Here is a 15,676-nt window from a genome sequence, read left to right on the forward strand (position 1 = left end):
ACCTTCCGCACGTGAGCTTCCATCGCGTCTACAGCGTCGCCGTCTTCATCGTGCTGGCGTCGCTGGACAACGTGGCGATCAGCCTGGTGCCGCCGCTCTACTCGCCGATCAGCCGCTCCCTCGGCGTCGGCGAGGGAGCGCTCGGCGTGGTGACCGCGGTCGGGTACCTCGTGACCGCGGTCGCCGCCGTCGGCTGGGCGTACGCCGGCGACCGCACCGACCGCAAGCCCGTCCTCATGGTCGGCACCCTCATCTGGGCCGGCGGCGCGGTCGGGACGGTCCTCGCGCAGGGGTACTGGTCGTTCCTCGCCGCGCAGCTGGTCGCCGCGGTCGGGCTCGGCGCCGTCGGCTCGGTCGGCTTCTCCGTGGTCAGCGACCTGATCTCGCCCCGCCGCCGCGGCCTGGTCATGAGCCTGTGGGGCCTGTCCCAGGGCGTCGGCACCCTCGCCGGGGTCCTCGTCGCCAGCCAGCTCGGCGGCGCGGACTGGCGCCGGCCGTTCGTCGTCCTGGCCGTCCTCGGGGTGCTCGCCTCCGCCGCGTACTTCACCACCGCCGACATCCGCCGCGGCCAGAGCGAGCCGGACCTCGCCGCCGTGTTCGCCGCCGGCGAGGAGTACGAGCACCGCATCTCCCGCGCCGAGCTGCCCGGCATCGTCGCGCGCCGGACCAACGTCTGGCTCATCCTGCAGGGGCTCACCGCCCAGGCCGCCTTCGGGTCCCTCGTCTGGCTGCCCCGCCTGTTCCAGGCCAAGGCCGAGGCGCAGGGCTACGACGAGCAGTCCGCGATCCAGATCGGCGGCATCCTCGCCACCCTCTTCCAGCTCGGCGGCGTGCTGTCCATCGTCGGCGGCCTCCTCGGCGACCGCTGGCAGCGGCGCGACCCGGGCGGCCGGGCGAAGGTCGCCGCGATCGGCGTCCTCGCCGGCGTGCCGCTGTACGTGCTGCTCTTCTTCGCCCCGCTGACGCTGCCCGCCCCCGACGGCCGGTCCGCCACCGCCCTCGTGCTCGGCGCGATGTTCACCACGCCGAGCCTGCTCGCCGCGTTCCTCTGCGCGCTGCTGGCCCTGGCGCTCACCTCCGCGAACTCGCCGAACTGGTTCGCCCTCATCGCCGACGCCAACCCGCCCGAGCACCGCGGCACCGTCTACTCCCTGGGCAACCTCGTCAACGGCGTCGGCCGCGCCGCCGGCAACGGCGTGGTCGGGGCGGTGTTCGCCGGGCTCGCCCGCAGCTTCCCGCCGCCGACGAACCTCGCCGTGGGTCTCGCCGCGTTCCAGGTCTTCTTCATCCCGACCGGCGTCATGTACTGGCTCGCGTCCCGCACCGCGCCCGCCGACATCGAGGCGGTCCACGACCTGCTGCGGGCCCGGGCCGCCGCCGACCTGGCCGCCGCCGGCGGGGCGGCCGGCCCTGCCGAGGCGACAGGACCCGCCGCAAAACCCGCCGCAGGACCCGCTACAGGGTCCGCAGGTGAAACCCGCCGTCCACGTCGATGACCTGCCCGGTGGAGAACGGCAGCAGGTCCGTGGCGATCGCGACCACCGCCCGGCCGACGTCGTCGGGGGTGCCCCAGCGCCGGATCGGGGTGATGCCGTCCTCAAGGATGAGCTTGTCGTACTTCGCCTGCACGGGACCCGTCATGTCGGTGGCGATGATGCCGGGCCGGACCTCGAACACGGTGATGCCGTGCTCGGCGAGCCGGGCCGCGAACAGCTTCGTCATCATGCCGAGGCCGGCCTTCGTCACGCAGTAGTCGCCCCGGTTCACGCTCGCCGTGTACGCGCTCATCGACGAGATCGTGACGATCTTCCCGGCTGTGCCGGCGTCGATCATCCGGCGGGCGACCTGCTGGGTGAGGAAGTACGGCCCCTTGAGGTTGATGCCGACCAGCCGGTCGAACGACTCCTCGGTCGCCTCCAGCAGGTCCGCCCGCACCGCCGGCGCCACGCCCGCGTTGTTGACCAGCAGGTCCAGCCCGCCGAAGGCCGCGTACGCCTCCTGCACGAGCCTTGCCCGGCCCCCGGCGTCGCCGACGTCCGCCCGGACGAGGGCGGCCCGGACGCCGAGCCGCTCGATCTCGCGGGCGGTGTCCTCGGCGGCGGCGAGGTTGGCGGCGTAGTTCACCACCACGTCGAACCCCGCCCCGGCCAGGGCGATGGCGATGCCCCGGCCGATCCCGCGGGAGGCCCCGGTCACCAGCGCCGCGCTCACGCGCCCACCCCGTCGCCGCTGTCTCCGCTGCTGTCTCCGCTGCTGTCTCCGCCGCCGTCTCCACCGTCGGCGACCGCCGGCTCGCCGGCGAAGAACGTGTAGTACGGGCCGTCCACCAGCCGGCCGATGTACAGCGCCAGCTCGCGGAGGTGGTAGTCGCCCCACATGCTGGACTCGCCGTTCGGCACCGACTGGCCCGCCGGGACGTGGTCCCAGCCGTTCGGGCGGTGGTACACCGAGTGCAGGAGCAGCCCCTCGTGCCGCGGGTCCGTCGACAGGTACGGCTCCTGCAGCAACGTCCGCGTGACGGTCAGCCCCGCCTGGGTGTAGCGGTCCTCCCCGGTGCACCGGCCGAGGCGCAGCAGGCCCTGCGCGGCGATGGCGGCGGCGCTGGAGTCGACCGGCTCGTAGGCGTTGAAGGGGTCCGCCGGGGCGTTCAGGTCCAGGTGCACCAGGCCCGGCGCGCCGGTGTCCCAGTACGGCACGCCGTCGGCGGGGGAGTGCTCGAGGTAGAAGTCGCAGGTGGCCTGCGCGGCCGCGCGGAACAGGCCGGACGGGTGGAACTCCAGCAGCTCCGCGAAGCCGAGCATCGCCCAGGCCAGGCCGCGGGTCCAGGTGGAGAACGCCGAGTAGCCCTGCTGCGTGCTCGGCGCCCGGAAGCGGCCGTCGTTGACGTTGAAGAGCGCCTCGTGCGCGGTGCGGCCGCGGATGTCGTACGTGTCCCGGCCCTCGCCGAAGTAGACGTTGTACCGGGCGGTGCTCTGCGCGTGCTGGATGAGCCGCGCGAGCAGGTCGATCCGCTCGTCGTGCTCGCCCATGAGCACGTGCCCGAGCCGGTGGGCCACGGCGAGGGACCGGCAGGAGCGGATCGTATCGACGAACAGCGACTGCGGCCCGTTGAACGAGTAGATGTACCCGCCGCCGTCCGTGGTCCTGCTCCACCGGGACGCCTGCACCGCCCCGCTGACCTTCAGGGCCAGTTCGGCGAAGTCCAGGTCCTGCTCGCCGGCGCGGCCCTCCAGGATGAGGCGGCGCAGCGTGCCGTACGTGCTGACGTTGTTGAACCCGTGGTCGTGCACGCCGATGTGGCTGACGTGCGGCGCCATCACCTCGATCGTGTGCCGGCGCCCCTGCTGGTAGAAGTGCCGGTCGCCGGTCGCGTCGAACTGCAGCAGCGCCGAGCCGACCTGGAACCCCTGGGTCCACTCGGTCCAGCCGCGAGCCGTGTACCGCCCCTCGACGGTGAACACGGGCGCTCCCTGGCCGCCGCCCGGCGGGTTCGACGCGTCGATCGCGTCGATCTTCCCGGCGGACAGCTCCCACATCCGCCCGAGCGCGGGCAGCAGATCCTTGGGCGCGAGCCCGTCATCGATGCGCAACATGCCCCCGAGGATAAGGGGAAAGCGCTTTCCTGAGAACCCCGGGGCCGGGTCGCTTTCGCTCGTGGCAGGATGGCGCGTGATGGACGCGACCGCTGTAGAGGATGTCGCCGCGCGCTGGGTCGCGGCCTGGACCACCGGCCGCACGAGCGCGCTGTTCACCCTGCTCGCCGCCGGGGCCCGCGTCGAGTCCAACCTGGACCCCGACGGCGACTTCATCGAGAAGCTCACCGGGTATGCCGCCGCGCTCACCTCGGTGTCGGTGTTCTCCCGGACGGTCATCGACCAGCGCGTCGCCCTCGTCTACGACTGCGCCGTGGACGCCGAGCAGTTCCGGCTCGCCGAGTTCCTGGTGGTGACGGAGTCCGGCCTGATCGCCGAGGTCCGCCGCGTCTACGACCTGTACGCGATCGAACGCCTCATGCCCGACCTGCTCCTGGAGACCTGACGGCGCAGAACACGGAAGGCCGGGCCCCGGATCACGGAGCCCGGCCTTCCGCCGCCGATCGAAGGATTACGACATCGCCGCCGCGGAGACGAACGTGTAGCCGAGGGCCTGGATGCCCTCCACCGTCTGCTTCAGGTAGCCGGTGCCCAGGTACGGGTGGTAGAAGAAGCTCGCCACGCCGTCGCGGACGGCCAGGTTGGCCTTCGCGTTGGCGATCAGGTCCGCGGGCAGGACGGCCGGGTGCTGGTTGAACGGCTCCGGCTCGATGTTGCCGATGTTCTCCGGGATGACGGTCGAGCCGTAGACGTCACGGACCGTGTAGGGGAAGAACTGCCCGACCATGCGGGCCGTGCTGTTGTCGACCGTGCCGCCGGACAGCACGCCCGGGAAGTAGAGGCCGCGTTCGTAGCGCACGCCGTACAGCGTGTTGATGGTCTTGTAGTCCAGTGCGCTCGCCGCGTAGTGCGGGAACTCGAAGATGGTCGGCTGCTTCAGGCCCGCGAGGAGCCAGTCGGTGCGCGAGGCCGTGACGCGGGCGGTGACGTTGAGCGCCGAGTCGTTCTTCACCGGGCCGTCGTAGATGACGGCGTCGTTGGCGTCGACGTGCGCCATGAAGAACTCGAAGTCGTTGGCGCTGACGCCGTCGTACGGGTTGTTCAGCGCGTCGAGCTGGTGGGTGTAGCCGTGCTGGATCAGGGTGCCGCCCTTGCTCTGCATGTACTTCAGGGCGCTGACCACCAGTGGCCGCTGGCGCAGCGTGTAGTCCTCGGCCTTGCCATTGTTGTTCACGCCTTTCGGGTCGCGGTACCGGCTGTAGACGGCGACGGTGAAGGGGACCTTCTTGGAGTACAGGTAGTCGGCGACGGCGCGCAGCTCGGCCGGGTCGGCGTCGGGGCCGACGTCCTCGATGCGCACCAGGGCCCGGTGCCGCGCCGGGGTCTGCGGGGCGAGCACCGAGTAGAGCAGGTCGGAGAAGGCGAGGTAGCGGTCGCTGGAGGTGATGTACGACAGCGGGATCTCGCCGAGGTAGGTCAGGTTGCCGGACCGGATGCCCCACGGGAAGGTGGTGCCGTCGGCGCGGACCGCGGTGCCGACGGGGACGGCCTTCGCCGGGTCGGAGATGACGTAGTCCATGATGCCGCCGGCGTTGCGCACGTCGCGGGTCATCGTGGTGCCGTTGTAGTCGATCCGCGACACCGGGGAGGTGTCGTAGCCCTTCCAGGTGTAGCCGTACCTGCCGACGAAGTCCGCGGAGCGGGCGGTCAGCTGCCAGATGTTGTTGTACATCCACACGACCGGCTTCGTGCCGGCGAGGGTGTCGTCGAGGAACGCGGCCGGCAGCGGCTCGTCGTAGGTGGAGCCGACGTAGACGACGGCGGAGTAGGCCGACATCTCACCGGCCTTGTAGGCGCCGACCGGGTGCGCGGTCCAGGACCCGAAGTGCGAGACGAGGTTCGTCGCCATCGTCCCGTAGTCCTCGCCGAGCCACGAGTACGGGCCGGTGTTGTCGTAGAGGACGAGCGTCTTCGTCGCGGCGTTCGAGCCCGGGGCGCCGGTGCCGGAGCGTGTTGCGGTGGGCGCGGCGGCGAAGGCCGGGACCGCCGGCGCGGTGAGGGCGAGCGACGCGGCCACGGTGACGGCTGCGAGCGAACTGATCAGCTTGCGCATGTCGGTACGAGATCCCTAACTCAGACGGAGACGATGGTCGGCATGGGGGCGGGGTGGGTGGCGAGGCCGAGCATCGCGGCCACCGCCTGTTCGGTGCGCTGCGAGGCGAGCCCGTCGCCGTAGGGGTTGCCGTTGGCGGTCATCGACTGGCGCAGGACCGGGTCGTCCAGCAGCCGGGCCGCCTCGGCGACGATCAGGTCCTCGTCCGTGCCGACGAGCTTCGCGCACCCCGCGTGCAGCGACTCGACGCGCTCGGTGACCTCACGCAGGACGAGGGCCGGCACCTTGAACGACGGCGCCTCCTCCTGGATGCCGCCGGAGTCGGTGAGCGTCAGGTACGCCCGCGACAGCAGCCGGGCGAGGGCCGGGTAGGGCAGCGGGTCGGTGACCGTCACCCGGGGCACCCCGGCCAGGCCGGCCTCGACCTGGGCGCGCACGGCCGGGTTGGCGTGCGCCGGCAGGACGACCCGGATGTCGGGGTACGCCTCGACCAGGCGGCGCACCGCGCTGAGGATCCGGTCCAGCGGCTCGCCCCAGGACTCGCGGCGGTGCGCGGTGACCAGGACCAGCCGGGCGGCGCCGTGCTCGGCGGCGTCGACGGCGGCGGCGATGCGGGCGTCGGCGAACGGCAGTTCGCGGGCGGCGATCGTCAGGGCCGCGTCCACCACGGTGTTGCCGGTGATGAGGACGTTCGCCGGGGTGACGCTCTCGTCCAGCAGGTTCGTCGCGGCGAGCGCGGTCGGCGCCAGGTGCAGCGCGGCGAGCTGGCCGACGAGCTTGCGGTTGGCCTCCTCCGGGAACGGCGAGTCCAGGTCGCCGGAGCGCAGCCCAGCCTCCAGGTGCACGACCGGGATGCGCCGCCAGAACGCCGCCATGGCCCCGGCGAGCGTCGTGGTGGTGTCGCCCTGCACAACGACCGCGGCCGGCTTGCGCTGCTCCAGCAGCGCGTCGAGCTGCTTGATCATCTCGGTCAGGAGCTCGGGCTGGCTGCCGGTGACCCGCTGCAGCGGCAGGGTCACGTCGGCCTGGACGTCGAACGCGTCGAGGGCCTGGGCCACCATCGCCGGGTGCTGCCCGCTGGCGACCAGCACCGGGGTGAGCCGGCCCGCGGCGCGCATCGCGGCGGCGACGGGCGCCAGCTTGATGGCCTCGGGGCGGGTACCGGCGATGAGGAAGACTTCGGGAGACATGTGCTGACGTCCTTTACGAGAGAACCGGCTCTTCGACCAGGCGTTCGGTTTTCGCCCAGGCCTGTCGCCGGCTGATCTGCCGGCCGATCGCCCGCCAGGTGCTGACCAGGCCGAGCAGGAGGAAGAAGGGGTACGCGGCGGCGGCGACCAGCAGTCGCCAGAGCTTCTCGTCGCCGAGCTGGACACGGTGGACCAGGGCCCACACGACGCCGGGGACGGTCATGCCGAGCGCCCAGAAGATCGCGACGTGGCCCATCTGCGCCCACGAGTGGATCAGGACGGTCTGGCCGTGGCCGGGGACGAGCCGCCACATCGCGACCCCCCAGAGGCCGAAGACCGCGGCCGTGCCGAAGGCGTTCATCCACGGCGCGAGCAGGTAGTACAGCATCTCCAGCAGCGCGTGGTTGCGGATCTTCCGGGAGGCGATCAGCCTCGGCACGTAGCCGACGCACTGCAGGTTGCCCTGGGCCCACCGGGTGCGCTGCCGCAGCAGCCGCTTCACGTCGACGAGGCCCTGCTGGTTGACGTTGGCGATCGAGGTGTACCGGATGCGCTCGCCGTTCAGGTGCATGCGCAGCCCGAGCTCGAGGTCCTCGACCAGGCAGTGCGACCACGGCGCGTCGCCGAGGCGCATCAGCGACGACAGCCGGGCGAACTGCCCGTTGCCGCCGAGCCCGACCGTGCCCGCGGCGTTGCGCAGCAGCTGGCTGGCGTTGGCGATGGCGGCGAACTCGAGGTCCTGCACGGCGCCCAGGACGCGGTTGCGGTTGTGGATGCGCACCCGGGTCTGCACGGCGCCGACCTGCGGGTCGCGCATCTGCCGCGACACCTCGGTGAGGATGTTGGCGCTGCCCCGCCCGTCGCCGTCGATGACGCCGACCGCGACGAGCGCCGGGTCCTCGCCGTGCCGCAGGGTCAGGTCGCGGATGGTCCGGAACGCCGCGTTGAGCGCTTCGCCCTTGCCCTTGCGGGCGTTGGGGAAGTTCCGGCGCAGCACGGTCAGACCCGGGTGGTCGATGGCGGCCAGGACGTCCGGGGTGCCGTCGTCCGATCCGTCATCGACCACCAGGACCCTGGTGCGTGTGCCTGCCGGGCCCGCCAGCGCCAGTGCGGCGGAGACGGTCCGGCCGACGACCCGTTCCTCGTTGAGGGCGGGCACGACGATCCAGAAGGTCAGTGGTTCGTGCTCGTTCGGCGCGATGGCATCGCGCCGCCGACGCCGGCCGGCGGTGGCCGAGTCGCTGGCGGTGAAGGCCACCAGCGCCAGGTTGTACGCCGGCCACAGCGTCAGGAGCGCGAAGCCGACCAGAAGGATCGTCGTCATGCGTCAGGCTGCGCTGCGGTTGAAGCGGGACGCCCGCACCATCAGGGCACCGGTGACGACGAGCGCGACACCTGCGACGACGATGGCGAAGACGGGGCTTCCGGTGACGGGCAGCGACGCGGCGGTGGATCCACCGGTCACGATCACGCCGGTGACCTTCGTTCCTGACATGACAGCTTCCCCTCGGCTATCTCTCCGGCGGTGCTCCCCGGCCCCCTGCTGGCAACCGTTGTGCACCTTGTCCGAGAAGCTTGGAACGGCCGAGGGGCAATCACAATGGGTGAGCATGGTCGGATGCACCCGAGCGGGCCAAGTCCGTCCAAGGACCCGACAGAGCGTTTACGCAGGCAAAATGCGGCGACTACGCAGAGTTGTCAGACCGTGTGCGGTAGCTCTCAGTGAAGGAGGAGGGGTGTTGCCAGTCGGTTGCGAACTCCGCCCAGAGCGACAGGGCGACCGCGGCGCTCTCGGGCCGGTCCGCCGGCCGCTTGGCCATGCACTGGCGGCACAGCTCCGCTACGGAGCGTGGCAGGCCCGGTGCGAGCAGGACCGGGGTGGCGACCGGTTGCAGCAGCCTGGCGCCCTGCGCGTGCGGTGAGCGCCCGGTGAGCATCTGGTACAGCAGCACGCCGAGGGCGTAGACGTCCCAGGCGGGGGCGTGCTCGACCCGGGACGCGGCCGGGTGCGCGAACGGCACGGCGAGGCCGAAGTCGATGATCTTCACGCCGGCGGTGGTGAGCATGACGTTGTCGGCGGTCAGGTCGCGGTGCGCGATGCCGCGGCGGTGCGCCACCGCGAGGAGCTCGGCGACGGACGCGGCGATCTCGACCGCGTGCTGCCACGGCAGCGGCCCCTCGGCGAGGCGCTTCGTCAGCGGTACCCCGTTGAGCAGCTCCATCGCCACGCAGGGCACGCTCGCGCGGCCGGTGTCCAGCTCGCCGTACCCGAAGATCTTGGGCACGGTCGGGTGCCGCATCCGTTGCATGAGCACGGGTTCCCGCCGGGCCGAGTGCACGGCGCGGCCGTTGTTGGCGAACGCCGGCGCGAGCACCTTCACCGCGGCCGGGCGCAGCTGCTCCAGGTCGACTGCCTCGTACACCAGCGACATGCCGCCGCGGGCGATCGGGCGGACCAGCAGGAAGCGCTCCAGCACCCTGCGGCCAAGCTCGATCTCAGACACAAACGCCGACTATTCCCTATTCGGTCCCGATCGCGGAAGCCCCAGCGAGGTTTGCCACAGCCCGTGTCGATATGACAAATACGGATATGTCGGGTGAACCAAAGGAACCGCACAGCCGATCGAAACCCATAGTTGACATCCGGGTAACCGTGGCTGACGCTGGCCGCAGGAATCGCTCCTACAGGAGACGGGATGCCTGACGAGCCATCGCCACCAACCGTCACCGAGGTCGCCGCCGCCGCGGGGGTCTCCGCCGCGACCGTGTCGCGCGTCCTCACCGGCCGGGTCAGGGTCAGCACCTCGGCCCGGGTGTCGGTGCACGACGCCATCGCACAGCTCGGTTACGTCCGCCACCGCGGGCCCCGCCGCCCCGACCGCGTGTCGCAGCGGCTGCCCGTCGCGGCCCTGGTCTTCGAGCCCACCGCCCGGCTGTTCCACGACACCTTCTCCGCCCGGCTGCTCGCCGGCGCCGAGGAGGAGCTGACCCGCCACGGCGTGCCGCTGCTCACCATGTCCGCGACCAGGGGCACGATCGCGTCCGCGACGCAGTTCCTGACCACCGGCGGCGTCGGCGGCGTGCTGCTGCTCGGCGGGCACAGCAGCCACCCGCTGGCGGTCTCCCTCGCCGCGTCCCGGGTGCCGCTGCGGGCCGCCGGCCGGCCCGTCGACGGCCTGGACATCCCGTTCGTCGACGTCGACAACCACGACGGCGCGCGCCAGGCCGTCGAGCACCTCATCCTGCGCGGCCGCCGGGCCATCGCGACCATCGCCGGGCCGCCCGACTCGCCCGCCGCGGCGGACCGCCTGGAGGGCTACCGCCGCGCCCTGGAGGCCGCGGGCCGTGCCCCCGCCGTCGCGTACGGTGACTTCACCACCGCCTCGGGCGGCCATGCCGCCGCCTGGCTGCTGGACCGCATGCCGCGCCTGGACGCGCTGTTCGTCGCCTCCGACGCCATGGCCGCCGGCGCCCTGCAGGCGCTGCGCAAGGCCGGCCGGCGCGTCCCCGAGGACGTCGCCGTCGTCGGCTTCGACGACGCGCCCCTGGCGTCCTACACCACGCCGGCGCTGAGCACGGTGCGCCAGCCGGTCTCGGAGCTCGGCGCCACGGCGGTCGCGCTGCTGCTGGAGAACTCCCCGGACTGCCCCGTCCTGCCGACCGAGCTCGTCCTCCGAGCGTCCAGCTAGCGACGTGATACAGGACGGTCAACTCCGGGAAGGCGATGTCCTGGCCCGGCGGTACATCTTGAGGCGACCCGTCGGCGCCGGCGGCATGTCCGTGGTGTGGCGGGCGTGGGACAGCACCCTGGAGCGCACGGTCGCGGTCAAGGTCCTCGACGGGCCCGTCGGCACCGACGGCGGCCAGCGGGAGCGGATCCGGCGGGAGGCGCGCGCCGCCGCCCGGATCGAGCACCCCAACGCGATCGGCGTCTACGACTACGGCGAGACCGTCACCCCGCACGGCCGCATCGCCGCGTACGTGGTCATGCAGCTGCTCGACGGGGTGTCCCTGGCCGGCCGGCTCGCCGAGGGGCCGCTGCCGTGGAGGGACGCCGTCGCGGTCGCCGCCACCGTCGCCGACGTGCTGCACGCCGCGCACCGCCGCGGGGTCGTGCACCGCGACGTCACCCCCGAGAACGTCATGCTCACCACCGACGGGATCAAGCTGCTCGACTTCGGCATCGCCGCCGACGTCGGCCAGCGCGACACGCTGACCTTCGGCACCCCGCCGTACGTCGCGCCGGAGCGGCTCGTCGGCGCGCCCGCCAGCGGCTCCACCGACGTGTACGCCCTCGGCGCGCTGCTGTTCGAGATGCTCACCGGTGCCCCGCCCGTGCGGGCCGCGACCTGGGACGAGCTCGAGCGTGCCATCGCCGCCGACCACCGCCCGGCCCTCGCGGTGCCCGGCCTGCCGCCGGCCGTGGCCGCGATCTGCCTGCGCTGCCTGGCCACCGACCCCACCGAGCGCCCGACCGCGGCCGAGGTCGCGGCCGTCCTGGAGTCGGCGGCGGAGCGCGGGCGGCGCCGGTGGGTCCCGGTCCTCGCCGTGGTGCTGGCGGCCACGGTACTGGCGGCGCTCGGCTACCTGTGGCGCGGCACGGCCCGCGACGACGACGCCGCACCGGCGCCATCGGTGAGCATCGTGGTGTCGATCCCGCCGGCGGTCACGGTCCAGCCGGCACCGGGCGCCAGCCCGACGCCGACCCGGGGGCGCCCCACGTCCGCCACCGCGACGACCGGCGCCGCCCCGTCGCCGTCGGCGTCCCCGGCGCGGCTCACCCCGCAGCAGGCGGGCCGGGCCGTCCTCGCCGTCGTCGACCGGCGCTTCGCCGCCGGCGAGATCCGCACCGACGTCGTCGACGACATCCGCAACCAGGTCAACAACATCATGGCCCAGCCGCCGGACGCCGCCCACCGCGTCGAGATGCTGCGCAAGCAACTGATCGACCGGCAGCGGGAGGGGAAGGGGTCGATCAGCGCCGATGCGTACGAGGAGATCGACGCCGCCCTGGTCGTCCTCGGCGCGTCGCTGGCCTGAGCCCGGCCGTGGCCGCCGGGCATCTCAGGGCACCTCAGGTCGGCGTGATGACGCGGTGGCGGACGGCCCACAGCGCCGCCTCGGTGCGCGACGCGGCGCCGGTCTTGCGCAGCAGGTTGGACACGTGCACCGTGACGGTGCGGATGGAGATACCCAGCGAGCTGGCCACCTGCTGGTTGGACATGCCGGCGGCGAGGCAGCCGAGGACCTCGATCTCCCGGGCGGTCAGGTCGCCGCCGGCGCGCAGGCTGTGCAGCAGCGTCTCCGCCTCGGCCAGCCGCCACCCGGGCCAGTGCACGAGCAGCGCCACCGCCCGCTCCGCGTGCTGCCGGGCGTCGGCGGCGCGGCCCAGCCGCAGCAGGGCGTGCGCGGCGGCGGTGTGCACGGCGGCGTCGTACGGCGCGGCCTCCACCACCTCGACGGTGCCGGTGTCCGCCCCGGCCGGCCCGCCGCCCTGGCGCAGGGCGGCCGGGAGCAGCTCGACGGCGGCGGCGTCCCGGCCCGCCGCGACCGCCAGCAGCAGCCGCAGCTGGGGTGCCGCGCCGACCGCGTCGCCGACGAGGTCCTCGACCGTCGCGGCCGGCACCCCGCCGTGCAGCGCCCACCGGGCTGCCTCGACCAGCCGGGCCGGCCGGCAGCGGCCGACGCACTCGGCCAGGGCCAGGGCCGGGTCGAGCGGGTGCAGGCCGCGCGCCGCGACCGCCACCCGCAGCACCCGGATCAGGCCGACGTCGCGGCCCTCCCCGTCGGCCCGGGCGAGCATCCGCACCGCGAGGGGGTCGTCGCCGCGCTCGACGGCGAGGAGCCCGGCGCTCGCGGCGAAGCGCACCCGCTCCAGCGGGTCGGTCTCGATCGGCAGCCGGGACCACACGAGCGTCTCGGCCCGGGCCAGGTCGCCGGTCCGCAGCGCGTGCGCGACGCCGAGCGCGGTCGTGCGCCCGGCGCAGAACTCCAGGCCGGACCGGCCGATCGCGGTCATCGCCTCGTCGAACAGCCGCCGCCCGGTGACGTCGCCGAGCCGGGGCAGGCCGACCGCGACGAGGTTGTTGACGGCCCGGCCCACGGTCACCGGGTCGCGGTCGTGCTCGGCGATCTGCCGGCAGGCATGCAGCAGCGCCACGCCCCGGTCGTGCGCGCCGGCGAACGCGAGGGCGGTGCCGAGTGTGACCCCGGCCGACGCGATGCTCTCCCCGGTCTGCTCGGCGGCGACCAGGGCGGCCTCGGCGAGGGGCACCACCTGGTCCGGCGCCTGGGTGCGCAGCGCGCTCGCCGCCTCCGCCGCCTGCTGCCGCGCCCACGCCGCCGCGATCCCGCCGCCGTCCGCGCCGCCGGCGGTCAGTGCGGCGCCGGCTTCGCCGGCGGTCAGTGCGGCGCGGGCGTCGGCGGTGGTCAGTGCGGCGCGGGCGTCGGCGAGGGCGGTCCGGTGGCCGGGGCGGTCGGCCAGGCACCAGAGGATCTCGGCGAGGAGCCGGTGCGCGTCGGAGGTCTCGACCGCATCCGCCGCCTGGCGCAGCCAGTCCGCCGCGTGCCGCTCCGCGACCGTGAACCGGCCCGCCACGAACGCGGCCACCGCGCCGACCCTGGCCAGCTCGCGGCCGGTCGGCGCGGCACCGGGGCCGGCGGCGCGCAGGCCCAGGTCGACCAGGTCGAGGGCGGCGTCCGGCAGGCCCGCCGCGAGGCTGGCCTGCGCGCCCCGTACCGCGGCCGCCGACGCCTCCTCGAGCCGGCCGAGCGCGGCGGCGTGCCTGGCGAGGGCCGCGTCGTCGCCCAGCTCGACGGCGAGGGCCCGGGCCAGCCCGTGCACCCTGGCCCGCTCGCTGGGCAGGGCGCTGCGGGCGAGGGCCTCCCGCAGCAGCGGATGGCGGAACCGCAGCGGGCCGGCCGGGGCCAGGTCGGGGGCGAGGACCAGCATGCCGAGGTCCAGCAGCCGGCGCAGCGCCGGCTCGATCTCGCCCTCGCACACGTGCACCAGCACGTCGGTCTCGACCGGGTCGCCGAGCAGCGCCGCGGCCCGGGCGACCCGCCCGACCAGGGCCGGCTCGCCCGCCAGGGGCTCCACCAGCAGGCCGGCGACGTGCGCGGGCAGCGGCGCGCCGGCCAGGTCGCCGCGGGCGGTGACGAGCTCCGTCAGCCAGAACGGGTTGCCGCCGGTGCGGGTCAGCAGCGCCCGGACCGTCTCCGGGGCCGGTGCACCGCCGCGGTGCGCCTCCACCAGCTCGGCGGTCTCGCGGGCGTCGAACGGCGCCAGGTGCGCCCGCACCACCGACGGCGCGCCGCCGAGCCGGCGCAGCGTCCGCGCGGCCGCCGGCGCGAACGCGGCCTCCTGCGGCGGGCGGCTGGTGACCAGCAGCAGCGCCGGCAGCGCGGCGGTCGCGGCGAGCTCGCCGATGAGCGTCAGGCTGGCCGGGTCGAGGTCGTGCAGGTCCTCCACGACGAGCACGCCGCAGCGGCCGTCCAGCAGCGCCCGGACCACGTCGACCGCGGCCCGCAGCATCGCGGCGGGCGCCAGCCGGGTCCCGGCACCAGGCGCGGGGGAGCGCTGCGCCAGCTCGGGCGGCACGCCGCCGTCGACGGGGTGCCCGCTGAGCACCGAGGCCAGCCAGTCGTGCGGTGCCGCGCCGAGGGTACGGGCGGTGCCGGCCAGCACCACCGGCGGCCGCGGCTCCAGCCGGTCGAGCACCTCCGCGACGAGCCTGCTCTTGCCGCTGCCGGCCTCGCCCGTGACCAGCGCGACCCGCGGGCCGGCGGGCGCCGGCACCGGACCTCCCGCCGGCCCTGTCGCGGCCCCGGTCGCAGGTCCCGTGCGGCTGTTCAGGGCGGCCCAGGCGCCCGTGATCTCGGCGAGCTCCTCGGCTCGTCCGATGAACGGGGTGGCGGGCATGCGGTCACGATACGCAGAAGTGCGTACAGACGCCGTGTGTGTCGATCGGGCACGCTGACGACCATGGAAGCGTCGCAGCCGCGCCCCCTCGCGCTGGAGTGGGCCGCCAGGACCGAGGTCGGGATCGTCCGCAGCAACAACCAGGACTCGATGTTCGCCGGCGGGCGGCTCCTCGCCGTCGCCGACGGCATGGGCGGCATGGCGGCCGGTGACGTCGCCAGCCGGCTGGCGATCGAGGCGATGACCCCGCTCGACGAGGAGTTCGCCGGCAGCGACCTGCTGACCGCCCTGCGCACCGCGGTGTCCGACGCCAACCGGCGCATCCGCGACGAGGTCGAGGCGGACCCCGAGAAGCAGGGGATGGGCACGACCCTCACCGCGATCCTCTTCTCCGGCGACCGGGTCGGGCTCGTGCACATCGGCGACTCGCGGGCGTACCTGCTGCGCGGCGACGACTTCGAGCAGGTCACCCGCGACGACACGTACGTGCAGATGCTGGTCGACGAGGGCCGCATCACGCTCGAGGAGGCCGCGACGCACCCGCAGCGGTCCCTGGTCAGCCGGGTCCTGCAGGGCCAGCCGACCGACCCGGTCTACTCCGTGGTCCCGGCCCGCGCCGGCGACCGCTACCTGCTGTGCAGCGACGGGCTGTCCGGCGTGCTGCGGGCCGAGACGATCGAGGAGGTCCTGCGCGAGTATGCCGACGTCGACGAGTGCGTCGACCGGCTCGTGGACCTCGCCCTGCGCGGCGGCGGCCCGGACAACATCACCGCGGTCGTCGCCGACATCGTGGGCGACGACGTGCCCGAGCCGAAAGGGCTGCGGCGCCGGCTGAAGAGCTGGCTCGGCCGCGACCAGG

General features: G+C 73.9%; 12 protein-coding genes and 1 pseudogene. 5 read left to right on the forward strand and 8 right to left on the reverse strand.

Features of this window, described 5'->3' with window-relative positions; genetic code table 11:
* The first annotated feature begins 11 nt into the window (after window positions 1–11).
* Window positions 12–1,496, forward strand: coding sequence for an MFS transporter (locus AB0H83_RS13900; RefSeq protein ID WP_360092096.1), 1,485 nt, complete (start codon window positions 12–14; stop codon window positions 1,494–1,496).
* Here AB0H83_RS13900 and AB0H83_RS13905 read toward each other — a convergent pair.
* Both AB0H83_RS13905 and AB0H83_RS13910 read right to left on the reverse strand, forming a co-directional pair.
* Complete coding sequence (locus tag AB0H83_RS13905; RefSeq protein ID WP_360092099.1) at window positions 1,456–2,211, reverse strand: 3-ketoacyl-ACP reductase; 756 nt, start codon at window positions 2,209–2,211, stop codon at window positions 1,456–1,458. The genes AB0H83_RS13900 and AB0H83_RS13905 overlap by 41 nt on opposite strands.
* Window positions 2,208–3,593 (reverse strand): hypothetical protein, encoded by a 1,386-nt coding sequence (locus tag AB0H83_RS13910; protein ID WP_360092101.1) that lies wholly within the window; start codon window positions 3,591–3,593, stop codon window positions 2,208–2,210. The genes AB0H83_RS13905 and AB0H83_RS13910 overlap by 4 nt, the downstream gene beginning before the upstream one ends.
* A 79-nt stretch (window positions 3,594–3,672) precedes the next feature.
* On the opposite strand from AB0H83_RS13910, the gene AB0H83_RS13915 reads away from it, so the two are divergent.
* Window positions 3,673–4,038, forward strand: a complete 366-nt coding sequence (locus tag AB0H83_RS13915; protein ID WP_360092104.1) for a hypothetical protein — start codon at window positions 3,673–3,675, stop codon at window positions 4,036–4,038.
* 66 nt (window positions 4,039–4,104) lie between these two features.
* Here AB0H83_RS13915 and AB0H83_RS13920 read toward each other — a convergent pair whose 3' ends face one another.
* The 5 genes from AB0H83_RS13920 to AB0H83_RS13940 all read right to left on the reverse strand — a co-directional run bounded on the left by AB0H83_RS13920 (window position 4,105) and on the right by AB0H83_RS13940 (window position 9,400).
* Complete coding sequence (locus tag AB0H83_RS13920; RefSeq protein ID WP_360092107.1) at window positions 4,105–5,706, reverse strand: polysaccharide deacetylase family protein; 1,602 nt, start codon at window positions 5,704–5,706, stop codon at window positions 4,105–4,107.
* A 20-nt stretch (window positions 5,707–5,726) separates the two neighbouring features.
* Window positions 5,727–6,896, reverse strand: a complete 1,170-nt coding sequence (gene wecB / locus AB0H83_RS13925; protein ID WP_360092110.1) for a UDP-N-acetylglucosamine 2-epimerase (non-hydrolyzing) — start codon at window positions 6,894–6,896, stop codon at window positions 5,727–5,729.
* A gap of 13 nt (window positions 6,897–6,909) precedes the next feature.
* Complete coding sequence (locus tag AB0H83_RS13930; RefSeq protein ID WP_360092113.1) at window positions 6,910–8,220, reverse strand: glycosyltransferase family 2 protein; 1,311 nt, start codon at window positions 8,218–8,220, stop codon at window positions 6,910–6,912.
* 3 nt (window positions 8,221–8,223) lie between these two features.
* Window positions 8,224–8,391: an LPXTG cell wall anchor domain-containing protein gene (locus AB0H83_RS13935; protein ID WP_156090009.1), complete on the reverse strand. Its 168-nt coding sequence runs from the start codon at window positions 8,389–8,391 to the stop codon at window positions 8,224–8,226.
* Between the two features lie 190 nt (window positions 8,392–8,581).
* Window positions 8,582–9,400 carry a serine/threonine-protein kinase gene (locus tag AB0H83_RS13940; RefSeq protein ID WP_360092116.1) on the reverse strand — a complete coding sequence of 273 codons (819 nt, stop codon included), beginning with the start codon at window positions 9,398–9,400 and terminating at the stop codon, window positions 8,582–8,584.
* Window positions 9,401–9,592: 192 nt separating this feature from the next.
* Here AB0H83_RS13940 and AB0H83_RS13945 point away from each other — a divergent pair, with 192 nt between their 5' ends.
* Both AB0H83_RS13945 and AB0H83_RS13950 read left to right on the forward strand, forming a co-directional pair.
* Window positions 9,593–10,585 carry a substrate-binding domain-containing protein gene (locus AB0H83_RS13945; RefSeq protein WP_360092119.1) on the forward strand — a complete coding sequence of 331 codons (993 nt, stop codon included), beginning with the start codon at window positions 9,593–9,595 and terminating at the stop codon, window positions 10,583–10,585.
* Window positions 10,586–10,643: 58 nt separating this feature from the next.
* Window positions 10,644–11,936 carry a protein kinase gene (locus tag AB0H83_RS13950; RefSeq protein WP_360092122.1) on the forward strand — a complete coding sequence of 431 codons (1,293 nt, stop codon included), beginning with the start codon at window positions 10,644–10,646 and terminating at the stop codon, window positions 11,934–11,936.
* Between the two features lie 34 nt (window positions 11,937–11,970).
* On the opposite strand, the gene AB0H83_RS13955 is transcribed toward AB0H83_RS13950, so the two are convergent.
* Window positions 11,971–14,817 (reverse strand): LuxR C-terminal-related transcriptional regulator, encoded by a 2,847-nt coding sequence (locus AB0H83_RS13955; RefSeq protein WP_360092125.1) that lies wholly within the window; start codon window positions 14,815–14,817, stop codon window positions 11,971–11,973.
* A 63-nt stretch (window positions 14,818–14,880) separates the two neighbouring features.
* On the opposite strand from AB0H83_RS13955, the pseudogene AB0H83_RS13960 reads away from it, so the two are divergent.
* Window positions 14,881–15,603, forward strand: a pseudogene (locus AB0H83_RS13960) (protein phosphatase 2C domain-containing protein); the annotation flags it as partial.
* Between the last annotated feature and the right edge of the window lie 73 nt (window positions 15,604–15,676).

It is taken from the genome of Dactylosporangium sp. NPDC050688, assembly GCF_040654515.1.
In the GTDB taxonomy this organism is placed as follows: domain Bacteria; phylum Actinomycetota; class Actinomycetes; order Mycobacteriales; family Micromonosporaceae; genus Dactylosporangium.